This is a genomic window from Streptomyces sp. NBC_00252 (assembly GCF_036187565.1).
GTDB lineage: Bacteria > Actinomycetota > Actinomycetes > Streptomycetales > Streptomycetaceae > Streptomyces.
This window is the reverse complement of the sequence record NZ_CP108087.1, coordinates 2,777,597-2,793,059: the sequence shown is the minus strand read 5'-3', so window position 1 is coordinate 2,793,059 and position 15,463 is coordinate 2,777,597. Positions and strand designations below refer to the sequence as shown.

Annotated in this window: 15 protein-coding genes; 8 read left to right on the top strand and 7 right to left on the bottom strand. The window is 71.9% G+C overall.

The window, feature by feature from the left end; genetic code table 11:
- Positions 1–109: 109 nt before the first annotated feature.
- Positions 110–391 (bottom strand): HPr family phosphocarrier protein, encoded by a 282-nt coding sequence (locus OHT77_RS11885; RefSeq protein ID WP_013000229.1) that lies wholly within the window; start codon positions 389–391, stop codon positions 110–112.
- A 189-nt stretch (positions 392–580) separates the two neighbouring features.
- On the opposite strand from OHT77_RS11885, the gene OHT77_RS11880 reads away from it, so the two are divergent.
- The 4 genes from OHT77_RS11880 to OHT77_RS11865 all read left to right on the top strand — a co-directional run bounded on the left by OHT77_RS11880 (position 581) and on the right by OHT77_RS11865 (position 6,023).
- Complete coding sequence (locus OHT77_RS11880; RefSeq protein ID WP_328828247.1) at positions 581–3,436, top strand: bifunctional acetate--CoA ligase family protein/GNAT family N-acetyltransferase; 2,856 nt, start codon at positions 581–583, stop codon at positions 3,434–3,436.
- Positions 3,437–3,545: 109 nt separating this feature from the next.
- Positions 3,546–4,142, top strand: coding sequence for a DUF5998 family protein (locus OHT77_RS11875; RefSeq protein WP_328834218.1), 597 nt, complete (start codon positions 3,546–3,548; stop codon positions 4,140–4,142).
- Positions 4,142–5,332 (top strand): alkaline phosphatase family protein, encoded by a 1,191-nt coding sequence (locus OHT77_RS11870; RefSeq protein WP_328828245.1) that lies wholly within the window; start codon positions 4,142–4,144, stop codon positions 5,330–5,332. Before OHT77_RS11875 ends, OHT77_RS11870 begins: the two co-directional genes overlap by 1 nt.
- A 43-nt stretch (positions 5,333–5,375) precedes the next feature.
- On the top strand, positions 5,376–6,023 hold the full coding sequence (locus OHT77_RS11865) for a thymidine kinase (protein ID WP_266773294.1): 648 nt from the start codon (positions 5,376–5,378) through the stop codon (positions 6,021–6,023).
- Here OHT77_RS11865 and OHT77_RS11860 read toward each other — a convergent pair.
- Both OHT77_RS11860 and OHT77_RS11855 read right to left on the bottom strand, forming a co-directional pair.
- Positions 6,020–6,823 carry a VOC family protein gene (locus tag OHT77_RS11860; RefSeq protein ID WP_328828244.1) on the bottom strand — a complete coding sequence of 268 codons (804 nt, stop codon included), beginning with the start codon at positions 6,821–6,823 and terminating at the stop codon, positions 6,020–6,022. The two genes, OHT77_RS11865 and OHT77_RS11860, sit on opposite strands and share 4 nt — an antisense overlap.
- Positions 6,824–6,993: 170 nt before the next feature.
- Positions 6,994–7,146, bottom strand: a complete 153-nt coding sequence (locus OHT77_RS11855) for a hypothetical protein (RefSeq protein ID WP_328828242.1) — start codon at positions 7,144–7,146, stop codon at positions 6,994–6,996.
- Here OHT77_RS11855 and OHT77_RS11850 point away from each other — a divergent pair.
- Positions 7,145–7,996, top strand: coding sequence for a sulfurtransferase (locus OHT77_RS11850; protein WP_328828241.1), 852 nt, complete (start codon positions 7,145–7,147; stop codon positions 7,994–7,996). The genes OHT77_RS11855 and OHT77_RS11850 overlap by 2 nt on opposite strands.
- A 115-nt stretch (positions 7,997–8,111) precedes the next feature.
- Here the strand turns inward: OHT77_RS11850 and sepH are convergent, their stop codons facing one another.
- Positions 8,112–9,137: a septation protein SepH gene (gene sepH / locus OHT77_RS11845; protein ID WP_328828239.1), complete on the bottom strand. Its 1,026-nt coding sequence runs from the start codon at positions 9,135–9,137 to the stop codon at positions 8,112–8,114.
- 470 nt (positions 9,138–9,607) lie between these two features.
- Here sepH and OHT77_RS11840 point away from each other — a divergent pair, with 470 nt between their 5' ends.
- Positions 9,608–10,378, top strand: coding sequence for a hypothetical protein (locus OHT77_RS11840; RefSeq protein ID WP_328828238.1), 771 nt, complete (start codon positions 9,608–9,610; stop codon positions 10,376–10,378).
- Here the strand turns inward: OHT77_RS11840 and OHT77_RS11835 are convergent.
- Positions 10,302–11,621: a D-arabinono-1,4-lactone oxidase gene (locus tag OHT77_RS11835; protein ID WP_328828237.1), complete on the bottom strand. Its 1,320-nt coding sequence runs from the start codon at positions 11,619–11,621 to the stop codon at positions 10,302–10,304. The genes OHT77_RS11840 and OHT77_RS11835 overlap by 77 nt on opposite strands.
- Positions 11,581–12,825: an MFS transporter gene (locus tag OHT77_RS11830; protein ID WP_328828236.1), complete on the bottom strand. Its 1,245-nt coding sequence runs from the start codon at positions 12,823–12,825 to the stop codon at positions 11,581–11,583. The genes OHT77_RS11835 and OHT77_RS11830 overlap by 41 nt, the downstream gene beginning before the upstream one ends.
- 213 nt (positions 12,826–13,038) lie before the next feature.
- On the opposite strand from OHT77_RS11830, the gene OHT77_RS11825 reads away from it, so the two are divergent.
- A complete protein-coding gene (locus tag OHT77_RS11825) occupies positions 13,039–14,166 on the top strand; it encodes a ferrochelatase (RefSeq protein WP_328828235.1) in 1,128 nt (375 codons plus the stop codon).
- A gap of 8 nt (positions 14,167–14,174) precedes the next feature.
- Positions 14,175–14,990, top strand: a complete 816-nt coding sequence (locus OHT77_RS11820) for an inositol monophosphatase family protein (RefSeq protein ID WP_328828234.1) — start codon at positions 14,175–14,177, stop codon at positions 14,988–14,990.
- A gap of 104 nt (positions 14,991–15,094) precedes the next feature.
- On the opposite strand, the gene OHT77_RS11815 is transcribed toward OHT77_RS11820, so the two are convergent.
- Complete coding sequence (locus OHT77_RS11815) at positions 15,095–15,268, bottom strand: hypothetical protein (protein ID WP_019061061.1); 174 nt, start codon at positions 15,266–15,268, stop codon at positions 15,095–15,097.
- Positions 15,269–15,463 lie beyond the last annotated feature (195 nt).

Genomic DNA, 15,463 nt, shown 5'->3' with positions numbered 1-15,463 from the left:
CCACAAATGGAATTGCGAAGGGCTCGCCCGGTAATTCGGACGAGCCCTTCGAGGTTGTGGTGCACCGGGTTTTGGGCCAAAAGCACCGCAACCCTCAATTGGGTGGTTCTCAGACGGTCTCGGGGAGTTCCTCGAGGCCTTCCGCGACCAGCTTCGCGAGGCGGTCGAGGGCCGCGTCCGCGCCCTCGGCGTCGGACGCGAGGACGATCTCCTCGCCGCCCTGGGCGCCCAGGCCCAGGACCGCGAGCATGGAGGCCGCGTTGACGGGGTTGCCGTCGGCCTTGGCGATCGTCACGGGGATACCCGAGGCCGTGGTGGCCCGGACGAAGATGGAGGCGGGGCGGGCGTGAAGGCCCTCCGCCCAGCCGACGTTGACGCGGCGCTCAGCCATGTGATGCTGCCCTTCAGAGTCTCAGGGTTGTCTAGACCAGTTTCCCACACGTGAAGCGAGCCCGGACCGGTCCGCCGGACCGTCCGGAACGGGGTGTCGGACCGCGGCCTCGGCCCCACTCCCCGTGCTCTGTTGTTCCCCACAGACTGCCTCGCGCCGTTGTCGGACGCGAGCCGTACGCTGGGGCCCATGCAGACCTCGTCGGACCGGCACGAGTACCCCGCCCACTGGGAAGCCGACGTGGTGCTGCGCGACGGGGGTACCGCGCGCATCAGGCCCATCACCGTCGACGACGCCGATCGCCTGGTCAGCTTCTACGAGCAGGTCTCCGACGAGTCGAAGTACTACCGCTTCTTCGCGCCGTATCCTCGCCTGTCCGCCAAGGACGTCCACCGCTTCACGCACCACGACTTCGTGGACCGGGTGGGACTCGCGGCCACCGTCGGCGGCGAGTTCATCGCCACCGTACGCTATGACCGCATTAGTGCCGACGGGCGAGCGGCCTCCGCCCCGGCCGACGAGGCCGAGGTCGCCTTCCTGGTGCAGGACGCCCACCAGGGAAGGGGCGTCGCGTCCGCCCTCCTGGAGCACATCGCGGCCGTCGCCCGCGAGCGCGGCATCCGCCGCTTCGCCGCCGAGGTGCTGCCCGCCAACAACAAGATGATCAAGGTGTTCACGGACGCCGGCTACACCCAGAAGCGCAGCTTCGAGGACGGGGTCGTCCGCCTGGAGTTCGATCTCGAGCCCACCGACCGGTCCCTCGCCGTGCAGCGCGCGCGGGAACAGCGCGCCGAAGCACGGTCCGTACGACGGCTGTTGGTGCCCGGCTCCGTGGCGGTCGTCGGCGTCGGCCGTTCCCCCGGAGGGGTGGGCCGCAGCGTTCTCGACAACATCAGGGACGCCGGTTTCACCGGTGGCCTGTACGCGGTGAACAAGGCGTTCCCCGAGGACCGGAAGGACCTCGACGGGGTACCGGCCCACCGCTCGGTGCGCGAGATCGAGGGCCCCGTGGACCTCGCGGTCGTCGCCGTACCGGTCGAGCACGTCCTCGAAGTCGTCACCGAGTGCGGTGAACACGGGGTGCAGGGGCTGGTCGTGGTCACCGCCGGTTACGCCGAGAGCGGCCCCGAGGGACGCGAGCGCCAGCGCGAACTCGTGCGCCACGCGCGCACGTACGGCATGCGCATCATCGGACCGAACGCCTTCGGGGTCATCAACACCGCGGCCGACGTACGGCTGAACGCCTCCCTCGCCCCCGAGATGCCGCGCCCCGGACGCATCGGCCTGTTCGCCCAGTCCGGTGCCATCGGCATCGCCCTGCTCTCCCGGCTGCACCGGCGCGGCGGCGGGGTCACCGGAGTCACCGGCGTCTCCACGTTCGTGTCGTCGGGCAACCGCGCGGACGTCTCCGGAAACGACGTCCTCCAGTACTGGTTCGACGACCCCGACACCGACGTCGCCCTCATGTACCTGGAGTCCATCGGCAACCCCCGCAAGTTCACCCGACTCGCCCGGCGCACCGCGGCGGCGAAACCCCTGGTCGTCGTCCAGGGCGCCGGATCCGCCCCCCAGGGACACGCCGTACGGGCGACCCGCCTGCCGCACGCCACGGTGTCCGCGCTGCTCCGCCAGGCCGGGGTGATCCGCGTCGAGACGATCACCGAACTGGTCGACACCGGGCTGCTCCTGGCACGGCAACCGCTGCCCAATGGCCCACGCGTGGCGATCGTCGGGAACTCCGAGTCCCTCGGACTGCTGACCTACGACGCGTGCCTCTCCGAGGGGCTGCGGCCGCTCGCCCCGCTGGACCTGACCACGGCGGCGACGGCGGGAGACTTCCACCGGGCGCTGTCCGAGGCGCTGGCCGACGAGGCGTGCGACGCGGTCGTGGTGACCGCGATACCCGCGGTGGGGGAGGGGTCGGCCGAGGACGCCGCGCTGGCGGAGGCACTGCGCTCAGCGGCGGCGGCCGTTCCCGGGAAGCCGGTGCTGGTGGTCCACGTGGAACTCGGCGGCCTGGCCGAGGCGTTGTCCGCCGCGATGAGCACGGCACCCCAGGTCGCCTCCAAGGCACCCGGCACGGAGAGCGGCGCCGACCGGTACCGCCCCGCGGAGGGAGCACCGCGACCGGACACCGCGGAATCGGAGCCGGCCGTCACCGAGATGCCCGCCCCCGAAGGCGGTGGTCTCATCCCCGCCTTCCCCGCCGCCGAGCGTGCCGTCCGCGCCCTCTCCGAAGCCGTGAAGTACGCCCAGTGGCGGCGCGAGGCCGTCGACCCCGGCCGGGTCCCCGAGTTCGAGGACATCGACGAGAAGGGCGCCGCCGGGCTGATCGGCAGGCTCCTCGCGCGCGGGCAGGGCCTCACCCTCGGCGTCGACGACACCTGCGACCTGCTCGGGAAGTACGGCGTCGACGTCCACCGCGCGCTCCCCGCCCCCACCCCGGATGCCGCCGCCGAAGCCGCCCGCACCCTCGGCTACCCGGTCGCCCTCAAGGCCACCGCCCCGCACCTGCGCCACCGCGCCGACCTGGGCGGCGTACGCCTTGATCTCGCGGACGAGGACCAACTGCGGCGGGCGTACGCCGAGTTGGGCGAGCTGTTCGGGACACCCGAGGAACTGCGGCCGGTGGTGCAGCGGATGGCGCCGCGCGGCGTCGACACCGTCGTACGGGCCGTCATCGACCCGGCGGCCGGGGCCGTGCTGTCGTTCGGGCTCGCCGGGGCCGCCTCGCAGCTGCTCGGGGACACCGCGCACCGGCTGGTTCCGGTCACGGACCGGGAGGCCGCCTCGCTGGTCCGGTCGATCCGGACGGCGCCGCTCCTGTTCGGCTGGCGCGGCTCCACACCGGTCGACACGCCTGCCCTGGAGGAGCTGATGCTCCGGGTGTCGCGGCTGGTCGACGACCACCCCGAGGTGGTCGCCGTGACCCTGGAGCCGGTCGTCGTCGCCGCGCACGGCCTGAGCGTCCTGGGCGCCTCCGTCCGTCTGGCCCCGCCCCCGGCCCGCGACGACCTCGGCCCGCGCACGCTTCCCGTGTACTGAGAGGCGCGGTGGGCACCCTCGGACGCCTCCCGCGCGCGGGGCACAGGCGTGGGACAGGAGAGATGAGACGGCCCTGACCGGTGCCTCGCAGTCAGTGCGCCACCGTAGGATGGACGTCATGGCCAAGACCAGTACGACGACCCAGGGGCTGCGTGCGGCGATCGAGCGCAGCGGCTACTACCCGGCCCTCGTGGCCGAGGCGGTGGAGGCCGCCGTGGGCGGCGAGCCGATCCGGTCGTTCCTGGTCCACCAGGAGACCACGTTCGACCAGAACGAGGTGCGCCGGCATGTGACGGTGCTCGTCCTCACGGGCAACCGCTTCATCGTCAGCCACACCGACGAGCAGGCCGCCGACACCACCTCCCCGACGCCGTACGCGACGACGTCCACGGAGTCCGTGAAGCTCGGCCGGATCTCGTCGGTGGTGCTCAGCCGCGTGGTCGCCAACCCGGAGTCGTACACCCCGGGCACGCTGCCCCGGGAGGTCGTGCTGACCATCGGCTGGGGCGCCGTAGCCCGGATCGACCTGGAGCCGGCGGCCTGCGGCGATCCCAACTGCGAGGCGGACCACGGCTACACGGGCAACTCGACGGCGGACGACCTGAGCCTGCGTGTCAGCGAGGCCGGCGACGGCCCGGAGACGGTGCAGCAGACCCTCGCCTTCGCGCAGTCCCTCTCCGAGGCGACCGCGGACGTTCCCCGCTGATGGCCCAGCCCGCCACCTGGGACCACCCGGAACCCCTGGCCGTCGAGTCCGCGCCCGTCCCCGAATACGGCTCCGGCTCCCTCGCCGACCTGCTGCCCACGCTGGCCGCGGGCATGGGCGTACCCGGCACCACCGCGGCCATCCCGGAGCTGACCCCGGCCGACCGCAACTGCGTTTTCCTGATCGACGGCCTCGGCTGGGAGCAGATCAAGGACCACGCCGACGAGGCGCCCTACCTGCACGCCCTGCTCGGCATCTCGCGCGGCGGCACCGGACGCCCCCTCACCGCCGGGTACCCGGCGACCACCGCGACCTCCCTCGCCTCGGTCGGCACCGGCCTGCCGCCCGGCGCCCACGGCCTGCCCGGCTACACCGTGCGCAACCCGGCCACCGGCGAGCTGATGAACCAGCTCCGCTGGCAGCCGTGGACCAAGCCGCACGCCTGGCAGCCGTACCCCACGATCTTCCAGCTGGCCCAGGACGCGGGTGTGCACGCCGCCCAGGTGTCGTCCCCCACCTTCCAGAACACCCCGCTGACGAAGGTCGCGCTCAGCGGCGGGACGTTCCACGGGCGGCTCACCGGCGAGGAGCGCATGGACCTCGCGGCCGAGCAACTGGCCGCAGGGGACCGCTCGTTGGTGTACACGTACTACGCCGAACTCGACGGCGCGGGCCACCGTTACGGCATCGCCTCCGACACCTGGCGCGGCCAACTCATGTACGTCGACCGGCTGGTGCAGCGCCTCGCCGACCAACTCCCGCCGCGCAGCGCCCTGTACGTCACCGCCGACCACGGCATGATCGACGTGCCCTTCGACGAGGAGCACCGCATCGACTTCGACGCGGACTGGGAGCTGCGCGCCGGCGTCGCCCTCCTCGGCGGCGAGGGCCGCGCCCGTCACGTCTACGCGGTGCGCGGCGCCGAGAACGACGTACTGACCTGCTGGCGCGAGGTCCTCGGCGAGCAGTTCTGGGTCGCCTCCCGGGACGAGGCGATCGCGGCGGGCTGGTTCGGCCCGCACGTCGACGACCGTGTCCACGACCGCCTCGGCGACGTGATCGCGGCGGCCCGGGACGACGTCCTGATCATCGCGTCCGAGCGGGAGCCGAAGGAGTCGGCGATGGTCGGCAACCACGGCTCGATGACCCCTGCCGAGCAGTTCGTCCCCCTGCTCGAAGTACGCTCCTGAAGTCCCTCCGTCCTCCGTCTTGCCGAAAGGTGCTCACCTTCCCATGCCCGAGCTGGTGTTCTTCTCCGGAACGATGGACTGCGGGAAGTCGACCCTGGCGCTCCAGATCGAGCACAACCGCTCGGCACGCGGACTGGCGGGGATGATCTTCACCCGGGACGACCGGGCGGGCGAGGGAAAGCTTTCCTCACGCCTCGGCCTGGTCACCGACGCCGTGGAGGTCGAGGACGAGCAGGACCTGTACGCGTACGTCGTCGAGCACCTCTCCCAGGGCGGCCGCGCGGACTACGTCATCGCCGACGAGGCACAGTTCCTGGCGCCGGTGCAGATCGACCAGCTCGCGCGCGTGGTCGACGACCTGGGCCTCGACGTCTACGCCTTCGGTATTACGACCGACTTCCGCTCCAAGCTCTTCCCCGGCTCCCAGCGCCTGGTCGAACTCTCCGACCGCGTGGAGGTCCTCCAGGTGGAGGCCCTGTGCTGGTGCGGCGCCCGCGCCACCCACAACGCCCGCACGATAGGCGGCGAGATGGTCGTCGAGGGCGCCCAGGTCGTCGTGGGCGACGTCAACCAGGCGGAAGCGGTCGGCTACGAGGTTCTGTGCCGCCGCCACCACCGCCGCCGCATGACGGCGGCCACGGCCCGTGCGGCGGCCCTGTCCCCGGACGTGCTGCCGATGACGTCGGCCTAGCGCGGCCCCTCGATCACCGAGAACATCGCACCCTCGGGGTCCGCGACCGTCGCCACGCGCCCGTGCGGGCTGTCGTGGGACGCGGCGAGGGTGTGCCCGCCGAGCTCCGTGACGCGGCGGAGCGCCTCGTCGGCGTCGGCGACTTCGAAGTACGTCATCCAGTGCGGGCCCCGGTCGCGGGGCAGGTCGCTGCCGACGCCGTGGATGCCGGCGACCGGGTGGCCGTCCAGGTGGAGGGTGACGTAGTCGAAGTCGTCGGCGGCCACCGGCCGTTGCTCGTAGCCGAACACCGCCTCGTAGAACTTGGCGACGTTCGCGGTCTCGGACGTCAGCAGCTCGTTCCAGGCCGGTGTGCCGTGCACGCCGGTGATGGTCGTGCCGAGGTGGTCGGCGGCCTGCCAGATGCCGAACACCGCCCCCGACGGGTCCGAGCCGATCGCCAGCCGGCCGGCCTCGGCCGCGTCCAGGGGACCCACCCCGACCGTGCCGCCGCACATCCGTACCGTCTCGGCCGTCTGGTCGACGTCGTCCGAGGCGAGATACGGCGTCCACGCGATGGGCAGATGCCGGTCCGGCGGCAGCTGGCCGATGCCGGCCACCTCCTGCCCGTCGAGCAGGGCCCGCGCGTAGGGGCCGAGCTGCTGCGGGCCGGGCTCGAACTCCCAGCCGAACAGCTCTCCGTAGAACTCCTGAGTCGTGGCCATCCCGTGCACCATCAGACTCACCCAGCAGGGTGTGCCCTGCGTACGCCGAGTGTGCGTGTCGCCGTTCAGGCCGGCCGACCCCCGTGCCTCGGTCATCGTCACCTTCTCCTAGGCCCCTTGCGGTGGCCGTGTCGCTTCCGCTCTGCGGATCCGCGTGCCGCACCCGCGTGCACGCCCCGTGCCGATGCTCGCACCCCCCGTGGCGCACCGCGCCCCGGCCGCGCCGTCGACGGACGGCTCACGTGGAGAGGATGACCGATCTGCGGCTACTCGTCCGTTTCCGGGCGATTGCCGGGGGGTGTCCATCGGTTGTACAGCATGTGCTCGTTCCCGTACGCCTCGTGATCGAGACTGTCCGGCCGAGCAGAGTAGTCGGACCTGGACGCGGCGGCCACCCCTTGCGCGAGGATGGTGGTCATGAACGCCATCATCTCCGCATCCGAACTGGCGACCGATCTGGCCGGACCGAACCCGCCCGTCCTGCTCGACGTCCGCTGGCAGCTCAGCGTCGCCAAGGCCGCAGGTGAACCGCCCTTCGACGGCCACGCCGCCTACGCGAGCGGGCACATCCCAAGCGCCGTCTACGTAGACCTCGATCAGGAACTCGCCTCGGCCCCCGGCGCCGGGGGCCGGCACCCGCTGCCCGACACCGCGCGCTTCGGTGCCGCGATGCGCCGCGCGGGCGTGTCGGCCGGCCGCCCGGTCGTCGTGTACGACGGCGGCCAGGGCTGGGCGGCGGCACGCGCGTGGTGGCTGCTGCGCTGGACGGGTCACCCGGACGTGCGGGTCCTCGACGGCGGCCTTCCCTCCTGGGAGGGGTCTCTGGAGACGGACGCACCGGCCCCCAAGGAGGGCGATTTCACGCCGGAACCTGGTGCCGTGGACCTCCTGGACGCCGACGGAGCCGCCGCCCTCGCCCGCAGCGGCGTCCTGTTCGACGCCCGCGCGGGAGAGCGTTACCGGGGCGAGGTGGAACCGATCGACCGCGTCGGCGGCCACATCCCGGGTGCCCTGTCCGCCCCGACCAACGAGAACGTCGGCCCGGACGGCCGCTTCCTCCCGGCGGACCAACTGGCCGCCCGCTTCACGTCCTTGGGCGCCACGGAGGGCACGGGCGTCGGCGTGTACTGCGGCTCAGGCGTCTCGGGCGCCCACGAGGTGCTGGCCCTGGCGGTCGCCGGGATCCCGGCCGCGCTCTATGTGGGCTCCTGGTCGGAGTGGTCCGCGGACCCGGAACGCCCGGTCGCCGTGGGCCCGGACCCCCAGTAGGACCCGTACACCCGGGGTATCCGCATCCCCGTACGACGACGGGGGCCCGCCACCGAACCGGCGCGGGCCCCCGTCGTCGTACGCACAACTGCCGTACCACGCCTGTTGCTTCCTGCTACTCCTGCTTCTTCCTGCGTGTCCCGAAGACGATCTCGTCCCAGCTCGGAACCGCCGCTCTGCGGCCAGGACGGACGCCGTCCGCCTCCGCCTGGCGGTCGGTGGAGCCGATGAGACGGTCGCGATGGGCTCCCACGGAGCGCGGCATCAGAACGTCCGCGTAGGCCGAGCCGGCCGAGGCCGCGGGGGCCGGTGGCTCTTCCTCCTCCGGCTCCACGGCGGGCTCTTCGGGGGTCTCCGAGGGGCGCTCGGGGACCACCATGTCGCCGCGGAAGCTGGGCACCGCCTCCAAGAGGCTGGTCAGGGAGTCGCGCTCGCTCTCCTCGACCTGCTCCGGCGACGGCAGCGCGGGACGCTCCGGGCGCTCCAGGGCACGGTCCAGCGGCCGGTCCCGGGGCAGCCGGGCGATCCGCGGCACGAACGGGAAGCTGGGCTCGGGCGTCGAGGCGAGGTCGTCCGACTCGCCGATCAGCGAGCGCGCCTCGTCGTCGACGGCCTGGACGAGCCGCCGGGGCGGGTCGTACGTCCAGCTCGCCGAGTGCGGTTCGCCCGCGACCCGGTAGACCAGCAGGACCTCCCAGGTGCCGTCGTCGCGGCGCCAGGAGTCCCACTGGACGGTGTCCTTCTCGGCACCGCGCAGCGTCAGGCGCTCCTGGACGGCCTCGCCGAGCTGGGGACCCGCGTTCTCGCCGGGGCGGCGGACGGGAGTCTTCCGGGCCCGCTCGGCCATGAAGGCGCGCTCCGCGAGGACAGGGCCCTCGAAGCGGCGCACCCGGTCGACGGGGATGCCGGCGAGCTGGGCGACCTCCTCGGCGGAGGCGCCGGCGCGTATACGTGCCTGGATGTCTCGGGGGCGGAGATGGCTCTCCACCTCGATCTCGATCTGGCCGAGGCGGGGACGGTCGCCGCGTACGGCGGCGCGCAGACGCTCGTCAATCGGAAGCGTGTACTCCGTGCTGTCCGCAGCCTTCAGCACCAGCCGTGTGCCGTCGTTAGAGACGGCCACGACACGCAGTTCGGGCATGGGGACCTCCCGGGTGGTGCCTGCCGACGTCACGTGCGTCGCTGCTTCCGCTAGTCGAGTGTGGCCTGCCCGGGTGCAGCCTGCCACAACCTTGCCGAGTTGCCCGGCGTGTCGGGCACGGGCCCGGACTCGCCGTTATGGCACGGTTACCTATTCGCAACGCTAAGTGACCAACTACGTCACCCTGTGCAACGGGCCCCTTCTGGGCGGTCCAAAAGCCTGTGGACGCCCTGGCGGGAGGCCTGACCCAGGGCTCGCAACAGTACTCCATTTGGACCACGTGCGTGGATTGGCACGCCGCCCAACTTCTTGTGGGGGGCGGGACTTGGCGCGCTGGGGCGGGGTTCGGGCGATCTTGAAAGTGGCGTACTTCACGCAATAGCCCGAAACGGAACTATTGGTTTCGGCCGTACGTCCCTTTGTCGTACAGATAGTTGATCAGGTACGGGAAAGGCAGGCAAGGCCCCGGAATGCGTGAAGTGCCCGATGTCAGCAAGAAGCGGATCGAACTGAGCGTCCCTCAAGTCGCCGGAAGCGCGGTGGCGGCGGTGGTGGCCGCCAAGCTCGCCTCCTACTTCGGGGTCTACGGCACGATCCTCGGCGCCGGCGTCGTGAGCGCGATAGCCACCTCCGGAGGCACCGTCTTCCAGCACTTCTTCAGCAGAACCGGCGCCCAGCTCCGGGAGGCGAAGGTCACCTCCAAGGAGGCCGTCACCCCCAAGGAGGCCGTCACCTCCAGGGAGCCGGAACAAGGCCTCGCGCGCCCCGGCGAGTTCACCGAGGGCACGGTCTACCGCGCGCGGGTGGGCAGTTGGAAGCGCCCGGTGCTCGCGGCGGCCCTCGTCTTCGGGGTCACGATGACCGGGATCACCGTCTACGAACTGGTGTCCGGCGACAGCTTCAGCGGCGGCAAGGGCACCACGGTCAGCGCCGCCGTCACCGGCCACGACACGTCCTCGTCCCCGAAGTCCGGCGACCACACCCCGAGTCCGGCCGCCTCCCCGTCCGGTTCCTCGGACGGTTCGTCGCCCGCCCCGGAGCCGTCGTCCGGCTCGACCGACACCGGCACACCGTCCAAGAGCGGTGGTGCGACGCCCAGTCCGACGCCGACACCCGGTGCTTCCGACGGCGGCGGTACGCCGACCCCCACGCCGAGTGCGTCGGCTACTGACCCAGCACCCTCCGCAAGTAGTCGTTCTGGAAGCGGCGATCTGGGTCCAGTCGATCCCGCAACGCCGTGAACTCGCCGAAGCGCGGGTAGACCCCGGCGAAGTACTCCGCGTCCCGGGTGTGCACCTTGCCCCAGTGCGGACGGCCCTCGTGCGCGGTGAGGATGCGCTCGGCGGCGGTGAAGTACGCCTGATAGGGCGTGCCTTTGAACATGTGCACGGCGATGTAGGCGCTGTCCCGGCCGGAGGCGGTGGACAGGGCGATGTCGTCCGCCGGGGCGGTGCGGACCTCCACGGGGAAGCTGATCCTCAGGTCCGAGCGGTCGACCATGGTCTTCAGCTCGCGCAGGGTCTCCACGAGGGCCTCGCGCGGGACGGCGTACTCCATCTCCACGAAGCGCACCCGGCGCGGGGACGTGAAGACCTTGTAGGGGATGTCGGTGTACGTCCGTGCCGACAGGGCCCTGCTGGAGATCTGGGCGATCGACGGGACCGTGCCGGGGGCAGCGCGGCCGACCCACTGGGCCACCTGGAAGACCCCGTTGGAGAGGAACTCGTCCTCGAACCAGCCGGAGACCGGGCTCACCGGCTTCTCGGGGCCCGCGCTGCGGTTGTTGCGCTTGGTGTTGGTGCTGCCGGTGTGCGGGAACCAGTAGAACTCGAAGTGCTCGTTCTCGGCCCAGAGTTCGTCGAAGCGTCCGGTGACCTCGTCGAAGGTCATCGGCTCCTCGCGGGCCGTCAGCAGGAAGACGGGCTCCACGGCGAACGTGATCGCCGTGATGACCCCGAGGGCGCCGAGGCCTATACGGGCCGCCGCGAAGACCTCGGGGTTCTCCTTCTCGGAGCAGGTGAGCACCGAGCCGTCCGCGGTGACCAGCTCAAGTCCCCTGATCTGGGCGGCTATCGAGGCCGACTCGCGGCCGGTGCCGTGGGTGCCGGTGCTGGTCGCCCCCGAGACCGTCTGCTCCATGATGTCGCCCATGTTCGTGAGCGACAGCCCCTCGCGCGCGAGAGCCATGTTGAGTCTCTTGAGCGGGGTGCCCGCCTCGACCGTGACCGTCAAGGCATCGCGATCAATGGCGCGGATGCCCGTCAAGAGTTGAGGGCGGATCAACACACCGTCCGTGGCGGCGATCGAGGTGAAGGAGTGCCCGGTACCGACGGCCTTCACCGTCAGACCGTCCTCACCGGCCCGTCGCACGGCCGCGGCCAGCTCCTCCACGGAGGCGGGCGTGACCTCCCGCGCGGGCCGCGACGCGACCGTACCGCCCCAGTTACGCCACGTGCCGTTCTTCGCGCTCGCTGTGGTGCTCAACGGTGCCTCCCCGACCCGGCGCCGGTCTGCTGAGCCGGCGGTACCCCAGGAAACCGACCGCGACCGCGACGGCACCGGCGACGACCGGAACCCCGTACCCGGCACGCGCGCCGGCTGCGTCGATCACCCAGCCGGCGACGGAGGAGCCGAGCGCGACCCCGACCGCAAGGCCGGTGCTCACCCAGGTCATGCCTTCGGTGAGCTTCGCGCGAGGTACGTGCTCTTCGATGAGGGACATCGTCGTGATCATCGTGGGTGCGATGGACAGACCCGCAAGGAACAGCGCCACGGCCAGAAGCGGCAAGTTTCCGACCAGTAGGAGGGGGATCATACTCACGGCCATCGTGCATATGCCCAGCAGCCATCGACGTTCCGGGGCTCCCCGGAAGCGCATCAGCCCGAACACGACACCCGCCACGCAGGAGCCCGCCGCGTACAGCGCGAGGACGATGCTGGCGCCGCCCTTGTGGCCCCGCTCGTCGGCGAACGCCACGGTGACCACGTCGACCGCCCCGAAGATCGCCCCGGTCGCCACGAAGGTGGCCACCAGCACCTGGAGACCGGCCGTGCGCAGCGCCGAGCCGCCGGCCTTGTCGCCACGCGCGCGGGGATGCGGCGCGGGCTCGGTGGCGCGCTGGGAGGTCAGCCAGAAGACGCCGACCGCCAGGAAGCAGGCGGCCAGCAGGGGACCGGCCTCCGGGAACCACGCCGTGGACAGCCCGATGGAGATGATCGGCCCGAAGATGAAGCACATCTCGTCCACCACGGACTCCAGGGAGTACGCGGTGTGCAGTTGCGGGGTGCCCCGGTAGATCGCCGCCCAGCGCGCGCGGACCATCGCGCCCAGGCTCGGCACCGACCCGATGCCGGCGGCGCACACGAACAGCACCCAGTCCGGCCACTCGAAGCGGGCGGCCAGCAGCAGCCCGGCCGCCGCGAGCAGCGCCACCAGGGTCGCCGGGCGCAGCACCCGCCGCTGCCCGTACTGGTCGACCCAGCGCGAGATCCGCGGTCCGATCGCGGCGGCGGCCAGCGCGATGGTGGCCGACAGGGCGCCCGCGAGCCCGTAGCGCCCGTTGATCTGGGAGATCATCGTGACCACGCCGATGCCCATCATCGACAGCGGCATACGGCCGAGGAACCCCGCGGCGGAGAAGCCCTTGGAGCCGGGTGCGGCGAACAGGGCGCGATAGGGGCTGGGCACGGCGTCTCCGGTCGGAAAAGGAGCAGGGCGGCTCGGTGGTGCTGCGGTGGCGGCTGCGTAAGGTGCTAATGCGGCTGATACAGCTTACGAGCAGGTGGGCCCCGTTGCACCCGTCCGTCACGGGTCCGGATCTACGGGCGGATCTCAGCCCCGATGCTCCGTCCGGACCCCGCCGTTCACCGGCTGTCAGTGGCGGGTGGCAGGATCGGAGGCATGCCAGACGTGCTCGATGCCACCCCCTACGACGCCCTCCTCCTGCTCTCGTTCGGCGGCCCAGAAGGCCCGGACGACGTGGTTCCGTTCCTGGAGAACGTGACGCGAGGGCGAGGCATCCCCAAGGAACGCCTCAAGGAAGTGGGCCAGCACTACTTCCTGTTCGGCGGGGTCAGCCCGATCAACGACCAGAACCGCGCCTTCCTCGACGCCCTCCGCAAGGACTTCGCGGACCACGGCCTGGACCTGCCGGTCTACTGGGGCAACCGCAACTGGGCGCCGTACCTGACGGACACCCTGCGCGAGATGGTCGCCGACGGCCGCCGCCGCATCCTGGTCCTCGCCACCAGCGCCTACGCGTCGTACTCGGGCTGCCGCCAGTACCGCGAGAACCTCGCGGACTCCCTGGCCGCCCTCCAGGCCGAGGGCCTCGACCTCCCGAAGGTCGACAAGCTGCGCCACTACTTCAACCACCCCGGCTTCCTGGAGCCGATGATCGACGGCGTCGTCGCGTCCCTCGCCGACCTCCCCGAGGACGTCCGGGACGGCGCGCACCTCGCCTTCTCGACCCACTCCATCCCGCTCGCCGCCGCCGACAGCTCCGGCCCGGCCGAGGAACACGGTGACGGCGGGGCGTACGTCAAGGAGCACCTGGACGTGGCCCGGCTGGTCGCCGACGCCGTCCGCGAGCGCACCGGCGTCGACCACCCCTGGCAGCTCGTCTACCAGTCCCGCTCCGGTGCCCCGCACATCCCGTGGCTCGAGCCCGACATCTGCGACCACCTGGAGGAGCGGCACGCGGCCGGCGTCCCCGCGGTCGTCATGGCCCCCATCGGCTTCGTCTCCGACCACATGGAGGTCCTCTACGACCTCGACACGGAGGCCACGGCCAAGGCCGCCGAACTGGGCCTGCCCGTACGCCGGTCGGCCACCGTGGGCGCCGATCCGCGCTTCGCCGCCGCGATCCGCGAGCTGGTCCTGGAGCGCGCGGCCGTCGAGAGCGGCCGGCAGGTCACCCCCTGCGCCCTGGGCGCGCTCGGCGCGAGCCACAACCTCTGCCCAGTGGGCTGCTGCCCGGCCCGCGCCCCCCGCCCCGCCGCCGCGGGCGCCGACAGCCCCTACGCCTGAGGAGCGCCGTGACCGACCCCCTGCACCAGGAACTGCTCGCCCTCGCCCAGGACGCCGCCCACAAGGCAGGCGCCCTACTGCGGGACGGGCGCCCGGCCGACCTCGCCGTCGCCGCCACGAAGTCCAGCCCGATCGACGTCGTCACCGAGATGGACATCGCGGCCGAGAAGCTGATCACCGACCTGATCTCCGAACAGCGCCCCGACGACGGCTTCCTGGGTGAGGAGGGCGCCTCCGTCGAGGGCACCAGCGGCGTCCGCTGGGTCATCGACCCGCTCGACGGCACGGTCAACTACCTGTACGGACTGCCCACTTGGTCCGTCTCCATCGCCGCCGAGCTGCACGGCGAGACCGTCGCCGGGGTCGTCGCGGTCCCGATGCGCGGCGAGACGTTCCACGCCGTGCTCGGCGGCGGGGCGTGGGCCACGGGCGCGTGGGAGGGCGAGCGCAGGCTCGCCTGCCGTCCCACGGCGCCCCTGGAGCAGGCGCTGGTCTCGACCGGCTTCAACTACGTCACCGAGGTCCGCACCCACCAGGCCGACGTGGCCCAGAAGCTGATCCCCCTGCTGCGCGACATCCGGCGCGGCGGCTCGGCCGCGGTCGACCTCTGCGACGTGGCGTCGGGCCGCCTCGACGGCTACTACGAGCGGGGCCTGAACCCCTGGGACCTCGCCGCGGGCGACCTGATCGCCCGTGAGGCGGGCGCCTTGACCGGTGGACGCCCCGGAGAGCGCCCCGCACGGGATCTGGCGATCGCCGCCACCCCGGGCGTCTTCGAGCCCCTCCAGCGGCTGTTGGACGACTTCGGCGCCTGGCACGACTGACGCTTCCGACACCGGCCCGGCCGCCCGGACGGTGGGAGAGCCGAAAGCAGCAGGACCCCGGCGCTGGATTCGCCGGGGTCCTGCTTTTCTGCTGGCCGCACTGATCAGACGCTCGTCGCGCCGACCTCCACACCGTGGTCGGCGGCGAGGCGGCGCAGGTCGTCGAGCTCGGCCTGTTCCACCTCGACGAGGAAGTCGTCGCCCTCGTCACGAGCCCGCGTCAGGTCGGTCTCGGTCGCCCTTATGCGCTGCAGAAGTCCTGCGGTGAATGCGTCCATGCTGCGCCCCCTCGTCCTGGGTCGTGGGTCGTTTGGCACGGGGGTGTGCCGTTCGGAAGGGGCGATCACGTCTGCGGTCGGGGGTGCCCAGCGCTGCCCTGGCTGGGCGGCGACGGTGCCGGACACCCACGCCCGCTCTGCGGAAGCGGTTGGACGTACCACAAGGTGGCTTGCCACGTGCAGAGCGTGATCGCG